The sequence below is a fragment of the Dyadobacter sp. 32 genome (assembly GCF_902506755.1).
Taxonomy (GTDB): domain Bacteria; phylum Bacteroidota; class Bacteroidia; order Cytophagales; family Spirosomataceae; genus Dyadobacter.
This window is the reverse complement of the sequence record NZ_LR735258.1, coordinates 4,134,058-4,151,150: the sequence shown is the minus strand read 5'-3', so window position 1 is coordinate 4,151,150 and position 17,093 is coordinate 4,134,058. Positions and strand designations below refer to the sequence as shown.

The following is a 17,093-nucleotide window of genomic DNA, read 5'->3' as shown; positions in this document are numbered from 1 at the left end:
GTACTTCTACATGATTTCTTGCTCTTTAGCAATAGTTTGACATTTTAAAACTGAATAGCTTTGCAAAGAAAATCTCACCCCGGATTTGCAGTCGAAAGGGTGAGATAAGAACAGTTAAATAATTATTCATTACATAACATTATCAAATTTATGACTTTTACTTTAAAAACCGCCCTCCTTTCTTCCGCATTGGGTTTAACATTGTTAGGTTGTAATGATCCTTCGGTAAAAAATACTAATAACCAGACCGAAACCGTTAAAACAGAAGTTATTGATTTTATGGGAGAGAAAGTTGCAGTTTCTCAGGACTTTCCTAAGGAGTTACTAAACCAGACAAATGAAGAGTTCAAAGAATATTACTTTTCTTTGCATCAAAATAAAAATTTAAGAACTGATGCTGATGAATCGGCTTTAAGTTTTGAAGAGTTAGGAGATATTATAGCCCCTGTAGTAGCAAAATACCCTGATGTAAGCTTGGAAAAGGACATTTCAGATAAAGATTTAAGAAGGATTTATAAAGACTTCAAATCAATTACTACCGTTGAACAAGTGCGAGAGAAATCTGAGATTATCATCAATTTTTATGATGCATTGATAAAAAAGGAGGTTGTTCCGATTATTGTAGAATACAAAAAAACAAAGAAAGATAAAGGTGCAAGAACAATGTGGGATCCAAATGATCCTTTTGGTAAGATGTATCCCGATGAACAAAGCGCTGCATTGAGTCGGCCTAGATACGTAGTAGGGTACATAACTGCTGCAGGTGAGGCAACGGCTGCATCAGACATTGCCGGGCTTGGGGATAAAAACACCCCTACTAAGGCAAATGCAATGAGGCATGCTATATGGAATTGCTTTGGTATACGTAATGTTATTTTGCTTGGTGCTTCGGAAGATACAGCTATTCAATACCTGAGTATATGTACTACTTATCACGAATTGAATGATGCGGGTGAGAGGGTTGAAACTGTTGATGAAGCTATGGACCTAAATAACAATATGGTTGGGCGTACATGGATGGCGGAAGAAACCGGATGGGGATTTGGCTGGGCAAGACAGATGCCAACTGAGGCGCGAATAGTAAATACAATGAAGATTAGAGCTGAGAGAGCACCAAAGTATGCTGATCAAGCTACTCAAATTGAGGGAATTGTAAGTCGCCAGGGAGGATGGAACGTCTTATGGAATAATAGTACTGGTTCAAATTCTGAGTTAGTATATGTAGCTGATTAGTTTATATTTAAATTTGTGCAATATGAAAATTGGCAAGTGGTTTATTTTTTTGGTTGTAGTTAGCTTTTCTTTTACTTCCTGTAAAGACTTTTGGGCAGATGATGATGATAAACGAATTACCGTTAATCTGGCTATTAAGGATGAAGCGGCTTTTTCCAAATTGGAGCTGTTTTTGAAAAAGGATTCTGCCGGAATATGGAAATATGGCCACTATACATCGGTTGTTGGTTCAAGTAATAATAACTTTCTCTTGTTACCCGGTGAACCGTTGCCAGCATTCGGTGTTGCATTTAGGCATTGGAGGGAAATGGAAGGTGGTGTTTTTGAAATAAGAGCCACTAAACCGGATAGTTCTAAATTGGTAAAAGAGTTTGGATTGATAAACGGGGAGCACACTCAAAAGATGTATAGAGCAGAATTTACAAAAAATGAAATAGTTATAAAATAATCTGTAATAACTAACACTAGATCTGACAGTTGAGTTTTTTTAGGGATTGCTCAAAAAATGATTTTGGGAAGAAGGGGCTGGAAAACTAACAGCCCGGGAGTGTAATTTAAACTCTGTCTGGCCATCTAAGTTGATTCAAATTTAATTTTTCTTTTCGATTTCAAATGCTTTTTTGCTTGTTATTGGATTTGTCAAGGGCGGCTGAGGCACGAGGCCGTTTATATACCCTTGATAAATTCAATAACGGGCTATTTTTGCGTTTTATATTGGGAAGCAAAATTAAAGGTCCATTCGCATTCTGTCGCCAAATTTGATATGCAGTTGTTGAGCTGTCAGTGCCCAATTTTGCAAAGGCGACGTCCATTTTCGGCTAATATTCTCGACCGCCAGGTAGATCAATTTGAGTAATGCCATATCATTAGGAAAAGCTCCTTTTGTTTTGGTGATTTTTCTGACTTGCCGATGAAAACCCTCGACGGCATTTGTCGTGTAAATAAGCCTCCTAATCTGCTCATCATAAGCAAAATAAGTTGACAGTTTGTGCCAATTATTCTGCCAGGATTTGATTACGACAGGGTACTTGGAGCCCCACTTATCGTTAAGTTTATCAAGCTCCAATTCCGCTTTATCTTTTGTAGGAGCTTGATAAACCGTTTTTAAGTCCTGCATGAAAACTTTTTGATCCTTGGAAGCTACATATTTCAACGAATTTCTGATCTGATGAATGATGCAACTCTGTATCTCTGATTCCGGAAAAGACGCTAATATTGCCTCAGAAAAGCCGGTCAGATTGTCCGTACAAGCTATCAAAATATCTTTTACGCCCCTGGATTTCAAATCAGTAAGAACCGAAAGCCAAAAATTAGCTCCCTCACTTTCAGACACATACATGCCAATCAGATCTTTATAGCCATCTCGATTTACTCCTAGAACATTATATACAGCTCGTGTTACCACCCGCCCCCCGTCTCGAACCTTATAATGCATAGCATCGAGCCATACAATGGTATAAAGGCTTTCCAAAGGCCTACTCTGCCATTCTTTGACCTGAGGAATCACGCGTTCAGTGATCTCTGATAGCGTGGCATGAGATATCTCAACATCATACATCTGCTGGATGTGGTCGGATATATCCCGAAAACTCATTCCCTTACTATATAATCCAATAATTTGAGGAGCCAGATTGTCAGCCAGGACCGTTTCGCGTTTCTTGACGATTTGCGGCGAAAAGCTGCTTTTTCGATCCTCTGGCGTAGTCAGAATGATTTCGCCAGACATGGTTTTTAAGCGTTTGCTACCTTTACCATTGCGTTTGTTACCTGATTCGCGTTCTTGCTCACTGAGGTGAGTGTTCATCTCTGATTCAAGAGCACTTTCCAAAAATTGTTGAAGTAAGGGCGCGAAAACGCCATCTTTACCAGTTAACGATTGTCCTTTCATTAACTGTTCGAGCGCCTTGTCGCGCATCTGTTCGAATTCTGTCTTTTCCATGTTCTGTCTTAAAGTTAAAACTTTTAGACAGAGTTCATTTTACAGTCTCAACAGCCCCTTTATCATTTTCGTCGGTCAGAGTATTCCTGGCGAGTTGCTCTCCAGCAGAGCTCGTTTCCGCTTTCTCTGACATTATAAAGTTATTACTTTTATCAAAAAGCTCATTCACATTTTTACTTTTTGCGATTGCCTTACTTTCTGAAAAGGTCTGCATTGGTGTTTTCCCATAACAATATCTACCGCTATGTGCTCTTTCTGAATTGTAATACTCCATCCATTTATCCATATCAAGTTGCAGAGATTCAAAGCTATTGTAGATTTTTTTTCGGAATGCAATAGCATAAAATTCTTCCTGCATGGTGCGATGAAAACGCTCGCAAATCCCATTCGTTTGTGGGCTCTTAGCCTTTGTTCGAGTGTGATCAATATCCTCGATATTTAAATAAAGCTGGTATTCATGCTGTTCCTTCGCACCGCAATACTCTGTGCCTCGATCCGTCAGTATACGTAGTAAATCAACTTGTTGGTCCTGATAAAATGGCAAAACTTTATCGTTGAGCATATCAGCAGCAACCAATGCATTTTTGCGATCATAAACCTTCGTAAAAGCTACGCGGCTGTATGTGTCAATAAATGTTTGCTGATAAATCTTACCAACACCTTTTATATATCCGACATAATAAGTATCCTGAGCGCCCAGATAACCTGGATGATGAGTTTCTATTTCACCTCTGCTTTGCTCTTCTTCCTTTTTACGTTCCAGTGCTGCGACTTGTATATCGGTCAGAATTATTCCCTCCTGGGCGACCTTTGCATCAAGTGTGGAAATTCCGGCGAAAGTGAGCCAGCGTTCCGGGAAAGTGAGCCAGTTCTTTTTTGGAATTGAAGTGTTGTAAATTTAGCTGTTTTTTATCTTTCTCAAAGAAGCTCCTTCGAGATTTATTCTGTGCGCGTTTGCTGTCAGTCTGTCACATATCGCATCAGCCAGGCTTGGGTCATTTATGTAATCATGCCAGTTTCCTACGGGCATCTGTGCGGTTATAATTGTTGATCCGGAAGCGTATCGATCCTCGAGTATTTGCAATAGGGCCATTTTGATGTCGTGGCTAAGCGGCTGTAAGCCGAAGTCATCGAGAATCAGGAGTTTGACTCGTGCAATTTGATTGAGCCATTTTAAGTAACTTCCATCCAGCCTGGCCAACGCAAGCTGCTCTATAAACCTGTTTATGGGGTAATAAAGTACTTTATGGCCTTTTACGCAGGCTTGCCTGCCGAGTGCACAGGCGAGATAGGATTTTCCACATCCCGTGGCGCCTGTGATCAGTACGTTTTCTGACTTCTCGATAAAGCTGCAATCGCTTAAACGGATTAACTGCTCGGACGTAAGTCCTCGTTCAGGCTTGCAATTCACCTGTTCAACATGTGCGCTGTACCGCAGTTTGGCAAGCTTTAGATACATCTGGGTGCGCTGCTGGACTCGCTGTTCTGATTCTGCCTCTGTAAGCATGGCAACCATTGTATGCGCTTCAGGCTGCTGGTGTAACGGCTGTTCAAGAATGGCGGAATACCGGCTCGCCATTCCTTGCAATTTTAGTTCTCTTAACTCTTCCCAGGTCTTGTTTGTATTCATTGTTATTTTTGTTTAAGTGAGGCAATTGATTCGTAAGGGCGTTTTATTCATACGCTCCGGCTCCCCTAATGTTTTCATGGTCAGGTGTCTGGAATAAGGTTGTCTGCATAAAATGGGGAGCTTTGTCAAGATTATTAGCCAGGATCTTCGTTAGTGTTTTATAACTAAAAGAACCGGAGGGTAGTGCTCTTTGACATGCTGACTCGAGGCGGTCATTACCATAGCTGCTGCCAAGCCGCAGGATACCACGGCATGAATTAAATGTTTGTTCGGTAAATTGCCGCCCTTTTAGAACACCTTCCATGTAACCCTGTGTGCATGGTCCTATCTGTGATGCTAACCGCAGGAAGTAATCACTGTCCCATCCCCTTTGCTGTGAATAGCTACGATGGTTCTCTGGCATGTGCTCTTTGAGCGTAGTATAACCATGCTGATTATAGAAGCGTTTATGAACAGCAATACGCTGATGATCAAGAAAGATCTCTACCGTCTGGGTATCATAAATAATGTTTACCTGCTTGCCTATATAGTGGTAAGGCACGCTGTAATGGTGCCAATCTTCTCCCAGGGTGACATGATAATTTTTCTGGACTTTGGCAGAAGTGCTGTGCTTTAAGGTAAACGGATTGTCTGCCAGCGGCTGAAGTAAATGCTGTTCCTGTTCGTTGAACTGCTGGCGGCGGCTGTAATTTTTTCCCTTGAAGTTCTTGTCATTATGTAGCTCGAGTTGATCTCGTATAGCGGCGTTAACTTCCTCGATATTACAGAAAATACGATCCCGTAAGGGAGCGTAAATGCGCTGATAGGCAATTTTTACGTGACCTTCTGCCGGCGCTTTATCTTTAGGTCTATATGGCCTTGCGGCAACCAAATCCATGTTGTTATGCAACGCCCATTGCTGCATAAGATCTGTAAAGGTCGGTTCGTAGCGATTGACCTTTTGGACCACCTGTTTCATGTTGTCGGTCTTCAGAGACAATGGGGCGCCTTTAAAATACCGAAGGCAGTTATTCAAAGCAGCCAACAAATAAGGAAGCCTGGCATTAGGCAGCGCTTCAACATAAGTTAAATTGCTGAAAGGAAGCACACAAACCAGTACCGGGCAACTTATTTGTTCACCGGTGGACTTGTCGAAATAGTGCATCATGCTGCCCGCAAAGTCCACCATGACAACCTCACCCGCCTTGTAAGTCGCATGGAAACTTGGCTGTAGAACTTTACCGAGTTCGTTAAGTTGATAGCAAAATTGGGAATAACGGTATCCCGCAGGATGTTTGTCAAAATATTCCTCCCAGAGAAGTTGGCGCGTGACACCGGTACGTTTAAGCTCTGAAAGAAAATAAGGTACTTGCTGGCGAAAATCTTCCTTCCGCTGGTCTTCATCCTGCACCGAGGGTGTACCAGAATATAGAATGGCAGACAAGCCTGCATCGTTAAGGGCTTGAAGTTCCTTGAAGCTGTGCGTGCTCTGAAGTAAGCGTTCACGATAATATTTAACCGTGTTACGGGAAAGATTAAGTTGCCTGGATATTTTACGTTCGGAAAGATTCCGATCCAGCAACTGTATGATCATGCGCAGTGTCTGCATTGAAGTAACTTTGTTTGCCATCCGTTGCTTTTGTTTTTCACAAAAGATGGTGGTTATAATTACTTCAATACCAAAATACAACTGGCTCACTTTCCCGGAATAACTTTGAAGAGCAATCACAAGTGGCTCAATTATGCCGGAATGTCAGTAGTCCCGATTGGCGCAAGTTGCCGGAATAGCTGTAAAAACCTTCCGATAAAGTGGCTCAAGTTCCCGGAATTACTGGCTCAAGTTGTCCGGAATAAGTGGCTCTCTTTGCTCCGGAATATCCATCAAGTGCTTTTAAACGCTTTTGAAACGTTTCCAGATCATGGCGAACCCAGACACAGCGAATGGTTGAAGGTGCAACTGAAATTCCTCTTTTCCTTAATTCATTAGATGCACGTTGTTGCCCGAACGCTGGCGATTCAATGGCGTAGGCTACTACCACATCCTCAATCTGCTTTTCGATCCTGTTCTTTAACAGCGGTTTACTTCTGCTTATTTCTTTCAACGCCAATTCTCCACCTTCATCATACAGTTTTTGAAAGCGATAAAAGGAATCTCTCGAATAGCCCATTACTTTACAGGCATCGGATACATTTCCCAACTTTTCGGCTAATTTTAACAAGCCAAGTTTGGGTTGAATTAACTTTTGCGTTGTCGTCATAACTTAACTGATTTTATGGTTAGTAAATTTACTAACTGTCAGATTAAGTCTCAACTATTACAAATAATCTATTAGTCTCTGCTTACTCCGTGGTCTGTGTTCGTAAGAACAACCCAATTCCGTGGCCCGTGTCTTCACCTAAAGTATATACACATCTTTTACGTGTATTCTTTCGCGAGTATAAATCCTTGAACTCTTTCATCGAACCTTTGTAATCCTATTAAAAAATCAATGGGTCCGGCAGGACGTTGGCTTTGATAACCACTCCATCCGGCTAATCTTGCTATGACCCAAGCAGCAAACGCAAGCGTATGTTGAGGATAGGGATTTTTAAGTTTTTCCGTGTTTCCCTCTAATTGTCTGTTGAGTAAAATCATACATTGCTGTTCGTTTTCATTAAAAGAAGCTGACATAGGCTGCCCGGTCTGGCCTTCGCGTGCTTTTATAAGCTGCATCACCTTTACTGCCGACATTAAAGCTAATACCGTCATCTTTTTGAGCTTTTCATAATCTCCCAGCTGACTCGTGTTTATTCTTAATCCTTTGCTTTTCAGTGTACGAAATACTTGCTCAACATTCCAGCGCTGCTTATACCAGTCAATAATCTGTAATGCTTTTTCCGGATCATTAATGTTATGTGAAGTCAATAATAACCACTGTATGGGCTCTTCATTATTAACGATGCTTTCAGGCAACTCCTTTACTTCAACCACATATGTACTGTAATACCCAGGAACCTTTCTGATGCTTTTACTCTCAGTTTTTCGCAAGGATACCTTTCCATATTTTACAACCATTTTCGCCGTATGAGCACTACGCTTATCGGTAGCTGGAACCTTGATCTGATAGCAGCTGGCCTCACTCCACTCTTTTACCTGTCCTGATATCGTCGTGCCACTTTCTGTGCCACGGTCAATCCTTGAACGAATTATATAATCAACCTGCAATTCGTCTGTAAGACCTGTCAGCAGAGGATATATATCTGCCTCTCTATCAGCAATAACCGTTTTAGATATAATATTAGAACATCGGGGAATAGCCTTTTTAATGCTGTCTAACCAGCGATAGCTTTCTTTTTCTTCAAATGGAGCCTTGCTTCTGGCCAGGCTTTTTTGATTATGTGTGAGTTCTTCTTGTGGCCACGGCCGACTGATAAATTCAACCGAGGCAATCCCATAACAAGCATGGTTCACTGCATCGATCGCCAAAACAGGATGTATATAAAATCCTTTGATTTGACCTTTATCTACTTTACCCAAATCCTTAATTGATCGTTCAAGGCTGAATCCGATCTGGGACGTATCCTCAATCAGTAAACAGTGCTCACTACTACCATGACTATCTATTTGGCGATAAAGTTCTTGCTCTAAAAAGTCCACTGATACCCGTTTGTTTCCTACAAATCTACCGAATTGAATTTCTTCCTTTCTGGTTGTCGACAATTTACGCAATGAAAGGGTTTGTCTTTCACTTATTCGCTTGGTAAGTTTATTAAATACTATTTTTAATCTGCGGTCTGGAAGTAATATCATCCAAAAGAAAGACTCAATACTTGTGTATATACTTTAGGTGTCTTCACGGGGCTATTGCGGACTCCCGCTTTTTATTCTTAGTTTAAAGACCGCGCCGCGTAGGCTGCGAATCTGGATACTCTACCGTTTGAAACGGTTTGAGGCAGTACAATCTCAATACGGCCTTTCGTTTTTTGTTAACACGCCGTCAGCAATTAAAGGATTTATTACTAACGATCCAATATATCACTTAACCATTCAGCCTAAGACCGTTACAAACGGTCCCATGTACAAGGTACGCAATGTTCAAAGAACACAACGCACAACGCGGTGTGAGCCTTTTTAACAAAAGAGACAGTTTATATTTTAACCTATCCTTGTTTCCCTCTCTAGCTTGCCATGCTCATCGTAATTCAGGTTTAGCCTGTCCAGTAAAACCTGGGAAAATTCTTTTTTATTGATTGTAGATGGGTCACGTCTGACGGCCAGATAATGATCAATGGCAAGGTTTCTAGCCAGATCTGACACCGTCTCCAAATCCAGCTCCTTACCAAATCGGTAAGCTATTGTTCCAACCAATATCACGAAGAAGAGACAAGGCAAGAATATGCGCCAGTCATAGAATAACCCTGCCGTAGAAATAAGTGCACCGATCCAGATTGTATTTGAAATCAAATCGGGCGGACTCAGTATCCCGACACTCATTTCAAGTTCCCGTTCTAGCTCTCTCACTTTGGCAATTCGATCTTTTCGTGGTAAAAGGGACTCAAGCGAAGTGTCTGGTATTATTTGGTCCAGATGACCCATGGTGCGAAACGCGGCCCGTATCTTATAGAATGCTTGCTGCGATGTACAAGTTTCGGAATCAATTAGCGGCACCTTGTCGGCAATAGTGTCGCAGAGTTGTCCCACTGACCGGATGTTTGCGAAATCACCATCGCTAAACTTCATTTGGAAATCGCCTTCGACAGCTGCTAACAGATCCTCGATATCTTCATAGTGAGCACTTTCTAAGGTTAGTGTCGCCATTTACGTCCATTTTTACATTACCAGAAAAACTTGGGGCGGTCAAAAACGAGGTATTAAGCATTTGAGCGCAATTACTCCGAAAGATACTAAGCAAAAAGTGTCGATTTCAAAGTGGCGGATAAATCGTTGCCTTTTGCTGTGAGCTATACATGATCAACCTACAAGATACTGGCCGAAAAATGATGCCCGGAGTCATGAGCATAGTTGCATTTAATATATAATAAAATTATATATAATGAATACTTCAATTTCATTTATTTGTCATACATTCGTGGCACATAATTACTTTGAAAATGATGAAAACTAAACCCACGTCCCTATTCTTAACGCTGATAATCATATTGTTATCTCCGCCCACGACCTTAATAGCATGTTCGTGTATTGGTGGTTTCGAGCGAATTAAATTGTTAGACGACCTGAAAGGCTACGAATTCGTCGCATTGGTAAAGGTCACTTCGGAAACCGTCCATCCATACTCAGATACAACCCGTTTCCGTGAAGCGACGCTGGGTTTTAAAATCATTGAAAAATTTAAGGGCAAGGACATTGGCGAATTGATAGAACGAGACGTGCTTTCCTCTTGTGACTTGGGCATCAACGTCGGGGATGAGTGGATATTATTTGCTACGGTCTACAAAGAAAAACTAGTAATCTCTGCATGTAACAGAGATGTACGGTACCGGGACAAGGACGGCGTTCGTGACTGGCACCATAAGCGCGGCATGCAGGAAGTGGAAGATTTGAGGACATTGTACGGACGCACCCAGAAGCTACGCCACGACGGTGTCGACCGTCAGTATTATCCTGATGGTAAAACGGAAGTTGAACAAACTTATCACAACGGTCTCAGAAATGGTGTCCGGACGGTGTACCACCGAAACGGAAAGGTGTGGGGTAAGCAAATGTTTGTGAACGATTCGCTACAGGGAAAATCGGAATGGTTCTTTCCATCGGGTCAGCTGTATGATCAAAAATTTTACCGGAAAGGAATTTTAATCAATATGTCGAGGGTTTATCACGACACCACAATCAATGGTCGATGGAAGGAACGCCTCGTCAGGGATTTCTACAAGACGGAGGATTCACTTAGGAAAACGTACAGTCGCATCCAGGTAAAGTATGAAGCACTTTATGATTATAACGGAAAGATTATCCTCTCAAGAGAATATTCTCGGTGGGGTAAAATTCAGCATGAATCCGTTTATCATCAGGAAGAAAGCTATGATTATAGCTCCGTTTATTACCATGATAACGGGCAAATTAAAGTTGTCCAGCATCACAAAGACTTAAAAGATGTCGGTCATTATCAGGAATACGATCCGGAAGGTAACCCTACCAAATCCTGGGACTATGATGCCAATGGCAGACAAATCAACCTGAACATTCCCAACTGGCCTGGCGCACCGCGTCCTGATATCAAGAAGCAGGAGTAAAGATTAGAATGGTTTTTATTGGGGTGGAGACACATCCCTATTCGAGCTTTTAAAACCCTTAGCGCCTAAAAAGGGAGTGTAATTTAAACTCTGTGTGGTCATCAAAGTGGATTCAAATTTAATTTTTCCGCATTCCGAGGTCTGTGTCCCCAATAACCGCACAATTCCGTGGCCCCGTGTCTTCACGGGACTACTGCAAAATGCTGTTCAGTGCTCCGCGCCATTGAAAAACCATCCCTCAAACCCGAAAAGCCCCTGCCAGCCGCCCCCGAAATGCCTGTCTCACCAGCCAACCTTTGCCATCCGTTTACCGCTGATTTTCCCTGATCTATGATTTCATTTATCTCCTTTTCGCCCAATGCCTTATGAGCGGAGCACATTAAAAAGGCCAGAATACCCCGGTTGTCCACATTTTATCTTCTCTTGTCCATACTTTGTCCATACCGGATTTTCGCTTATCGGCGGGAAACCGTCTTGCTTTGCACGTCCTTTTTTTATCAAAAGCTTCGCAGTCGTAAATGATCTGCTGTTTCCACCTTCTCTATTTATGAAAACGGTTTTCACCTCCATTAAAACCAGCTGGCCCTGCCTGACACATTCAAGCCTTCCGACCGGAACGGCAGTGTAAGCTGGAACGCTCATGCCAGCCGCTGGGAAGTAAGTTTCGAGGTGAGTGGTTTCAGTGGTTTTTTTGCTAAATCGGTGGAAACGCCCCTGCCCCTCAGGCTGGTAGCATTCACAGGCATACAGGAAAATTCAACAAACAAGCTCCAATGGCAAACCGCCGACGAAGTGAACACCAAAAGTTTCGAGCTGGAAAGCAGCAAAGATGGTCGCAATTTTAAGCAAATAGCCACCTTGCAAGCTGTCAGTAAAGGAAATAACAGCTACGGCTATACCGATGTCACGACTTACAAGGGCACGCTTTACTACCGCCTGAAAATGATCGATATTGATGAGACGTTCACATACAGCCGTATGGTGTCGTTGAACCGCGAAGGCAAAGCATTGATGAACCTATATCCCAACCCGGTTGCCGAGAGCCTCATCCTGAGCCTGGAAAACAAGTTGATAAACACCGATGCCAAGCTTTACGATACGAGCGAGCGGTAGGTTGCATCAATCAATCAGGATCCTATCTGGTGACCAGCCAGTCGACCTGAAAACACTACCGGCAGGCATCTACCTGCTCAGGTTTAAAGATGGAAGCATCGGCAAGTTTGTGAAGCAGTAGTCTGATTTTTTTTCATTGTTTTGCCAACCGTTCTTTGATTATACTGTCTTTTAAGGGTGTTCGGCTAAAATGTTGTAAACCACTTTTAAAGGGGTGTCAACACATTTGGGAGTGCTTTGATACAATAGAGATCAGAACCCGAAATCGTCGACATCCTGGTGCTTGCTGCAAACATTGCCATACACTTGGGGCGGGCTTTTTTTGACCGGCAGATAGTTGCCAGGGTTTCTGAAAATTCCCGCCCTGCGAGGCAGGTAATGGGTGTGCACTTGCTGCAAAAAAAGTGATAAGCTGAACTGTAAACCGATTTTTGCAATGATGTGGACAAGATCCTGATAACCGCTCAATAGGAATCAATCATCGTCTCAGTCGCATATGTATGCCGGCAGCTATTTCCCAGCACGCTAATCCCGTTACAAAAATTCGAAAACCATGTAAATCGGTAAAATTTACCCTTAAAAACAGGCATACCATTTCAAAACCCAGCAGGGAAAAACCAAAATAAGCGATCCCTTTGGAAAGTCTTGCTGTGTGAAGTATAAGGACGCACCAGATTGTTATGGAAACAGAGGTGCAAACAATGAATATATTGGCCATTGAAACGTTGATGTGACCTCCATAACGGATAACTGTTTTTAGCACTGACTCATCGAAGGGTTTGGCAATCGAATCGGACAGAAATTGCGGTAAGATCAACCCATTTATCGCCGCTGCTATCATTGCGGTAATCAGGCCGAAGCAAAATATGATGAAGGAAAGTGTCGAAATTCGGCTATCGGTATGTAACAATACCGACAATCCCCAGGCTCCAAAACCCATAATCGGAAGGCAGGCGATGGCCAGCACATGGGAAAAGATAAGAACGTTCTGGATACGGACAATGTGGTCGATACTTCCCGCTGGCGGGTGGAGTACCATTGTTAAGAGTGAAATGAAGGAGCCAAGACAAAGGCCGACGCCGGAGGCTTTTACAAATGAGTTTTCCATTTATGGTTTCGTTTAACAGGAAAACAAATGAACGACCTTCCTGGGAAACGGCTTCTTGATTGAAATCAAGAAACGGCTGAAATTTCAAAACGAGGCTCTAATCCTGCTGAGCGTTTCAGGCGTCATGCTCAGATAGGAGGCAATAATTTTTAGTGGGAACATTTGCAAAACCTGCGGCCTGGCATGGATAAGATGGTTGTATTTTTCAGAAGGTGACATGGAGTTATCCAGATAGTGGGACCTTGAAAGTGCTCCTTCCAAAATTTTGCCGAGCTGCAGGAATACAGGTGACACTTTAATCAGGTGATGTATAGCGTGTATACCTAGTTCGTAAACATGGCTTTCTACATTCACTTTGATGATGTTTTTTGAAGGAATTTGCGATACAAAACTGGAATAGGCAAGGCACCATTCGCCCTCCATGTGCAGGTCTGCCACCTTCTCTTCAATATCATCATACCAGAACTGGTACGCAGCGCCCGACGAAATGAAATAAACGGACTGGCATATCTGACCTTGATCCAGCAACAGCTGTTTTTTTTTCACCCGCCTTTTTACCATGTGTCTGCGTAAAACTTCGAAATCAGCCTGGGAAAACCTGCCGATTTTGTCCATGTCGGTTTTTAACATTTTCTTTTATAGGCCTGCTAATTTGCTGTAAGTAAATGCCATTCTCTAAATGAGGTGATTTGCTGAATTAAATTGAGAATTCGCCGAAGTGCCACAGAATCCCGGAAGGATCATGCAAAAAACATTCTCTGCCCCAATAGTCGGTCAGGATCGGTGTCAGTTTTACACCGTCATATTTTTCTGGCAGATTCAGCGCAGACAGATCCTGGTAAAATTGGTCAACATTGTCGACTTCCAGAAAGATCATGGTATTGTCGATCCAGTCTTTTACATAAGCATTTTGAAGGTAAAACGCCAATTGTCCGGTCTTGAAAACGGAAAGTTCTGTGGACAGCACAGTTTCGGTGAAGCCCAGATCGCGGTAGAAATTTCTTGATACTTCAAAATCTTTGGCTCCAATGAATGGGCGCATGGATGCAGCTCTATGTTCCATAAGGTTAGTTATTTGCACAGCAAAAATAGGAGAGTGGCCCGGATTAGTTGCTTGATTCAAATCAAGAAAGACAAGTTCGCAGCACCATCATGTTGGAGGTACTGAGTAGGTAAATGGCTATTTGCAGTAGCTTTGAATTGTCGAGGAAGGGATTTTGGTTGATGTTACTTATATTTCAAAATAATATTTGGCATAGACGGGTTAGTGACGATAAGTGTTTGTGCAATTTTTTTAACATGACATGTTGTATAATAAAATACATTTCCTGGATACACGAACAAGTCGCAGCCAAATGTACGGAGCGGTTATTGCAGCCCGAAGCCATCAGGGGGGTAAACAAAAGAAAGGGAGAAAAACCGTCATAACTTTTGTATGTGGTTTTTCTCTCAGAAATATATTGTATTGCTAATTGCCCTGGCCCCTCATAACAGATAAAGCTACCAAGAAGACTGCTCAAATTTTGTTGACGGACAATAAACAAAATTTAATAGGGTATGATCACTTGCCCAGTATTAGCACCGAATACACTTTTTCGAAACCCATATTCGAGTTGTTTCATAGAAACAGGTATCTCACCTGGAAAGTATGGGAAATATTGTGGCGAATCTTCAATTACAGTAGGGCTTACTGCATTAATCCTGACTCCATCTTCGAGCTCGATGGCCGCCGCCCTGACAAATGCTTCAATGGCCCCGTTGGCAGCAGCTGCATTGGCAAAATTCAGTTGTGGATCTGAGGCTAACGCCCCCGAAATTAGGGTGAAAGATCCTTTTGGTTCAATGTAACGTTGTCCGATAAGTACCAGATTTACCTGGCCCATCAATTTTCCTTCGATTCCTTTTCTGAATTCTTTATCTGTCATGTGTTTCCAAGGGCCTACATATGATGGGCCTGCTGTGGATATCAAGGCATCAAAGGCACCTACTTGCTCGAACAAATTTTCTATCGATTCCAGCGAAGTAATGTCAGCCTGGATATCTCCGCCACTGGATGAGACCCTGATAATTTCGTGGTCTTTTTCAAATGCGTTGGACAAATGTTTCCCCATAGTGCCTGTGGCACCTACAATGATAATTTTCATTTTTTGATTGATATTTGGTGAACTTTTTAACTGATGCGCTCTAATTGAAACATAGAAATGACACACTTTTCGAAAATGACTTAGGCAATTCTGGAAGAGATAATTTTTCTATGTTGTTGAAGAAACGCTTTCTATAAGTAAGATTAGTTGGAGCTACAGGTAGCCAGGTGGGCTATAAATGCAGTATTGCAGGATTTACCTCAATTGTATCGACAATGATTTTCGTTTATTTTTCTGAATTGGTGGGGTCAATACAGTGGGCATTTAGCTGATTTGATTTGTTTTAACAGATCTTCGCCAGTATAACGTATTTATAAACAGTACAATACCTCTGAATAAGCATATAATCATTCTGATAGAAATCACTACGATGACATTCATTGGTTATCTTACTTTTGAATCGAATTCTTCCATGATCATCTTTTTACTCGCAGATATACCTGCTGCTGTTCCCATAGCCACCGCATTAGCGACGGTGCGCATACGCGAAGCATTATCGCCACAAACGAAAACTCCTTCTATGGTGGTCTGCTGAAACTGATCAATCTTGATATAGCCCTCACTCGTTAGCTCACATCCCAAAGATTCAGGTATCTGACAGTGTTGAAGAAAGGGGGTCGGTGCATAAATAGCACTTAAAGAAACTTCCGTTTCATCTTCAAAAACGATATTTTGAATATTTCCATTGATATGATCCAGTTTTCGAATCTTCTTATCTACTACAATTATTTGCCGCTTGCCAAGTTGCTCAACCTGGCGTCCTGTTAAGGAGGATGGTCCATTTGTAAAGAACGTCAAATTTTTGGTCCAATTAGAAATCAGCTTGGATAACTCGAAACCACTTTCTCCGTTGCCTATTATCCCAGTTTTTTCATTTCTCACTTCGTACCCATGGCAATAAGGACAGTGAAGAACCGATATGCCCCAACATTCGGCAAATCCTTCAATGTCTTTCATGATATCTTTGATTCCAGTGGCAAAAATGAGCTTCTGTGCAGCAAATGTCTCACCCGAGACTAGCTCAATCTCAAAACCAGTGCCAGTCCTTTTTCCACTGGTTACCAGTCCATGAAGAAACGAAACAGTCGTATAGGTTTGCAACTGCTTTCTTCCAAGCAGTGAAATTTCTGATGGTGTTTTGCCATCTTGCGTAAGAAAGTTATGCGAAAAAGGTGTTTGTCTGTTACAAGGAGATCCGCTGTCGATAATCAAAACCTGTTTCAAAGCTCTGCCCAACGCCATACCTGCTGCTAGCCCTGAATAACTTCCCCCAATAATGATTGCGTCGAAATTTTTATTTTTCATTACATTATATTTTAGAATTATACGGCTTGCTACTTACGTTCTGGTTTGCCAGAAATAAGACCAGCGAGATGATTCACAAAGGGAAGCCCAATGAATACAATCCAGGGAACCAGTACGATCGTTAAAATCAGGGTTCTCTCGTAAAGTGGTAAAATGGACATTGCTTCACCGAAAAAATATAGAAAAACAGTAATTGAGGGATAGATGACTATCCATATTTTGAGAACTGCGATTAATTTTATTTTCGTTGTCATATCGTTTTATAAATTGCTTGTTGGATACAAAAGTAGTTTGCGATGCGAACTGACAGATAGGACGAAAATTCAGTTGTATAGGACTTATCAAGACTGAATTGATAAAATGCCTTCTGAAATTTTCTTAATTTTAAATGCGCGTATACAATTGTCCTGC

General features: G+C 41.9%; 14 protein-coding genes and 2 pseudogenes. 4 read left to right on the top strand and 12 right to left on the bottom strand.

Annotation, left to right across the window (positions count from 1 at the left end; translation table 11 throughout):
- Positions 1-150 precede the first annotated feature (150 nt).
- Positions 151-1,233 carry a DUF6973 domain-containing protein gene (locus tag DYADSP32_RS16735; RefSeq protein ID WP_149241672.1) on the top strand — a complete coding sequence of 361 codons (1,083 nt, stop codon included), beginning with the start codon at positions 151-153 and terminating at the stop codon, positions 1,231-1,233.
- 22 nt (positions 1,234-1,255) lie between these two features.
- Positions 1,256-1,681: a hypothetical protein gene (locus DYADSP32_RS16730; protein ID WP_149241673.1), complete on the top strand. Its 426-nt coding sequence runs from the start codon at positions 1,256-1,258 to the stop codon at positions 1,679-1,681.
- A gap of 279 nt (positions 1,682-1,960) precedes the next feature.
- Here the strand turns inward: DYADSP32_RS16730 and DYADSP32_RS16725 are convergent, their stop codons facing one another.
- The 7 genes and pseudogenes from DYADSP32_RS16725 to DYADSP32_RS16695 all read right to left on the bottom strand — a co-directional run bounded on the left by DYADSP32_RS16725 (position 1,961) and on the right by DYADSP32_RS16695 (position 9,579).
- Positions 1,961-3,172, bottom strand: a complete 1,212-nt coding sequence (locus tag DYADSP32_RS16725; protein ID WP_149240312.1) for an IS256 family transposase — start codon at positions 3,170-3,172, stop codon at positions 1,961-1,963.
- 157 nt (positions 3,173-3,329) lie between these two features.
- A pseudogene (locus DYADSP32_RS16720) lies at positions 3,330-4,001 on the bottom strand (integrase core domain-containing protein); the annotation flags it as partial.
- A gap of 69 nt (positions 4,002-4,070) precedes the next feature.
- Positions 4,071-4,802, bottom strand: a complete 732-nt coding sequence (istB, locus tag DYADSP32_RS16715; RefSeq protein WP_149239829.1) for an IS21-like element helper ATPase IstB — start codon at positions 4,800-4,802, stop codon at positions 4,071-4,073.
- 43 nt (positions 4,803-4,845) lie between these two features.
- Positions 4,846-6,510: an IS21 family transposase gene (gene istA / locus DYADSP32_RS16710; RefSeq protein WP_149239828.1), complete on the bottom strand. Its 1,665-nt coding sequence runs from the start codon at positions 6,508-6,510 to the stop codon at positions 4,846-4,848.
- A 151-nt stretch (positions 6,511-6,661) separates the two neighbouring features.
- Positions 6,662-7,039: pseudogene (locus DYADSP32_RS16705) on the bottom strand (helix-turn-helix domain-containing protein); the annotation flags it as partial.
- Between the two features lie 158 nt (positions 7,040-7,197).
- Positions 7,198-8,571: an IS4 family transposase gene (locus DYADSP32_RS16700; protein ID WP_149241674.1), complete on the bottom strand. Its 1,374-nt coding sequence runs from the start codon at positions 8,569-8,571 to the stop codon at positions 7,198-7,200.
- Between the two features lie 345 nt (positions 8,572-8,916).
- Entirely contained in the window at positions 8,917-9,579 is a 663-nt protein-coding gene (locus tag DYADSP32_RS16695) for a hypothetical protein (protein WP_149241675.1), read from the bottom strand.
- A gap of 293 nt (positions 9,580-9,872) precedes the next feature.
- Between DYADSP32_RS16695 and DYADSP32_RS16690 the strand changes: the two genes are divergently transcribed.
- Complete coding sequence (locus DYADSP32_RS16690) at positions 9,873-11,012, top strand: hypothetical protein (protein ID WP_149241676.1); 1,140 nt, start codon at positions 9,873-9,875, stop codon at positions 11,010-11,012.
- 702 nt (positions 11,013-11,714) lie between these two features.
- Entirely contained in the window at positions 11,715-12,125 is a 411-nt protein-coding gene (locus tag DYADSP32_RS16685) for a hypothetical protein (protein ID WP_149241678.1), read from the top strand.
- Positions 12,126-12,603: 478 nt separating this feature from the next.
- Here DYADSP32_RS16685 and DYADSP32_RS16680 read toward each other — a convergent pair whose 3' ends face one another.
- The 5 genes from DYADSP32_RS16680 to DYADSP32_RS16660 all read right to left on the bottom strand — a co-directional run bounded on the left by DYADSP32_RS16680 (position 12,604) and on the right by DYADSP32_RS16660 (position 16,682).
- Positions 12,604-13,233, bottom strand: coding sequence for a hypothetical protein (locus DYADSP32_RS16680; protein ID WP_149241679.1), 630 nt, complete (start codon positions 13,231-13,233; stop codon positions 12,604-12,606).
- Positions 13,234-13,317: 84 nt separating this feature from the next.
- Positions 13,318-13,863 carry a Crp/Fnr family transcriptional regulator gene (locus DYADSP32_RS16675; RefSeq protein WP_149241680.1) on the bottom strand — a complete coding sequence of 182 codons (546 nt, stop codon included), beginning with the start codon at positions 13,861-13,863 and terminating at the stop codon, positions 13,318-13,320.
- A 67-nt stretch (positions 13,864-13,930) separates the two neighbouring features.
- Positions 13,931-14,296: a VOC family protein gene (locus DYADSP32_RS16670; protein WP_149241681.1), complete on the bottom strand. Its 366-nt coding sequence runs from the start codon at positions 14,294-14,296 to the stop codon at positions 13,931-13,933.
- Positions 14,297-14,780: 484 nt separating this feature from the next.
- The gene (locus DYADSP32_RS16665; RefSeq protein ID WP_149241682.1) at positions 14,781-15,377 is read right to left on the bottom strand and encodes a short chain dehydrogenase; all 597 of its coding nucleotides are present in this window, start codon (positions 15,375-15,377) and stop codon (positions 14,781-14,783) included.
- A gap of 384 nt (positions 15,378-15,761) precedes the next feature.
- On the bottom strand, positions 15,762-16,682 hold the full coding sequence (locus tag DYADSP32_RS16660; protein WP_149241683.1) for an NAD(P)/FAD-dependent oxidoreductase: 921 nt from the start codon (positions 16,680-16,682) through the stop codon (positions 15,762-15,764).
- Positions 16,683-17,093: the final 411 nt, after the last annotated feature.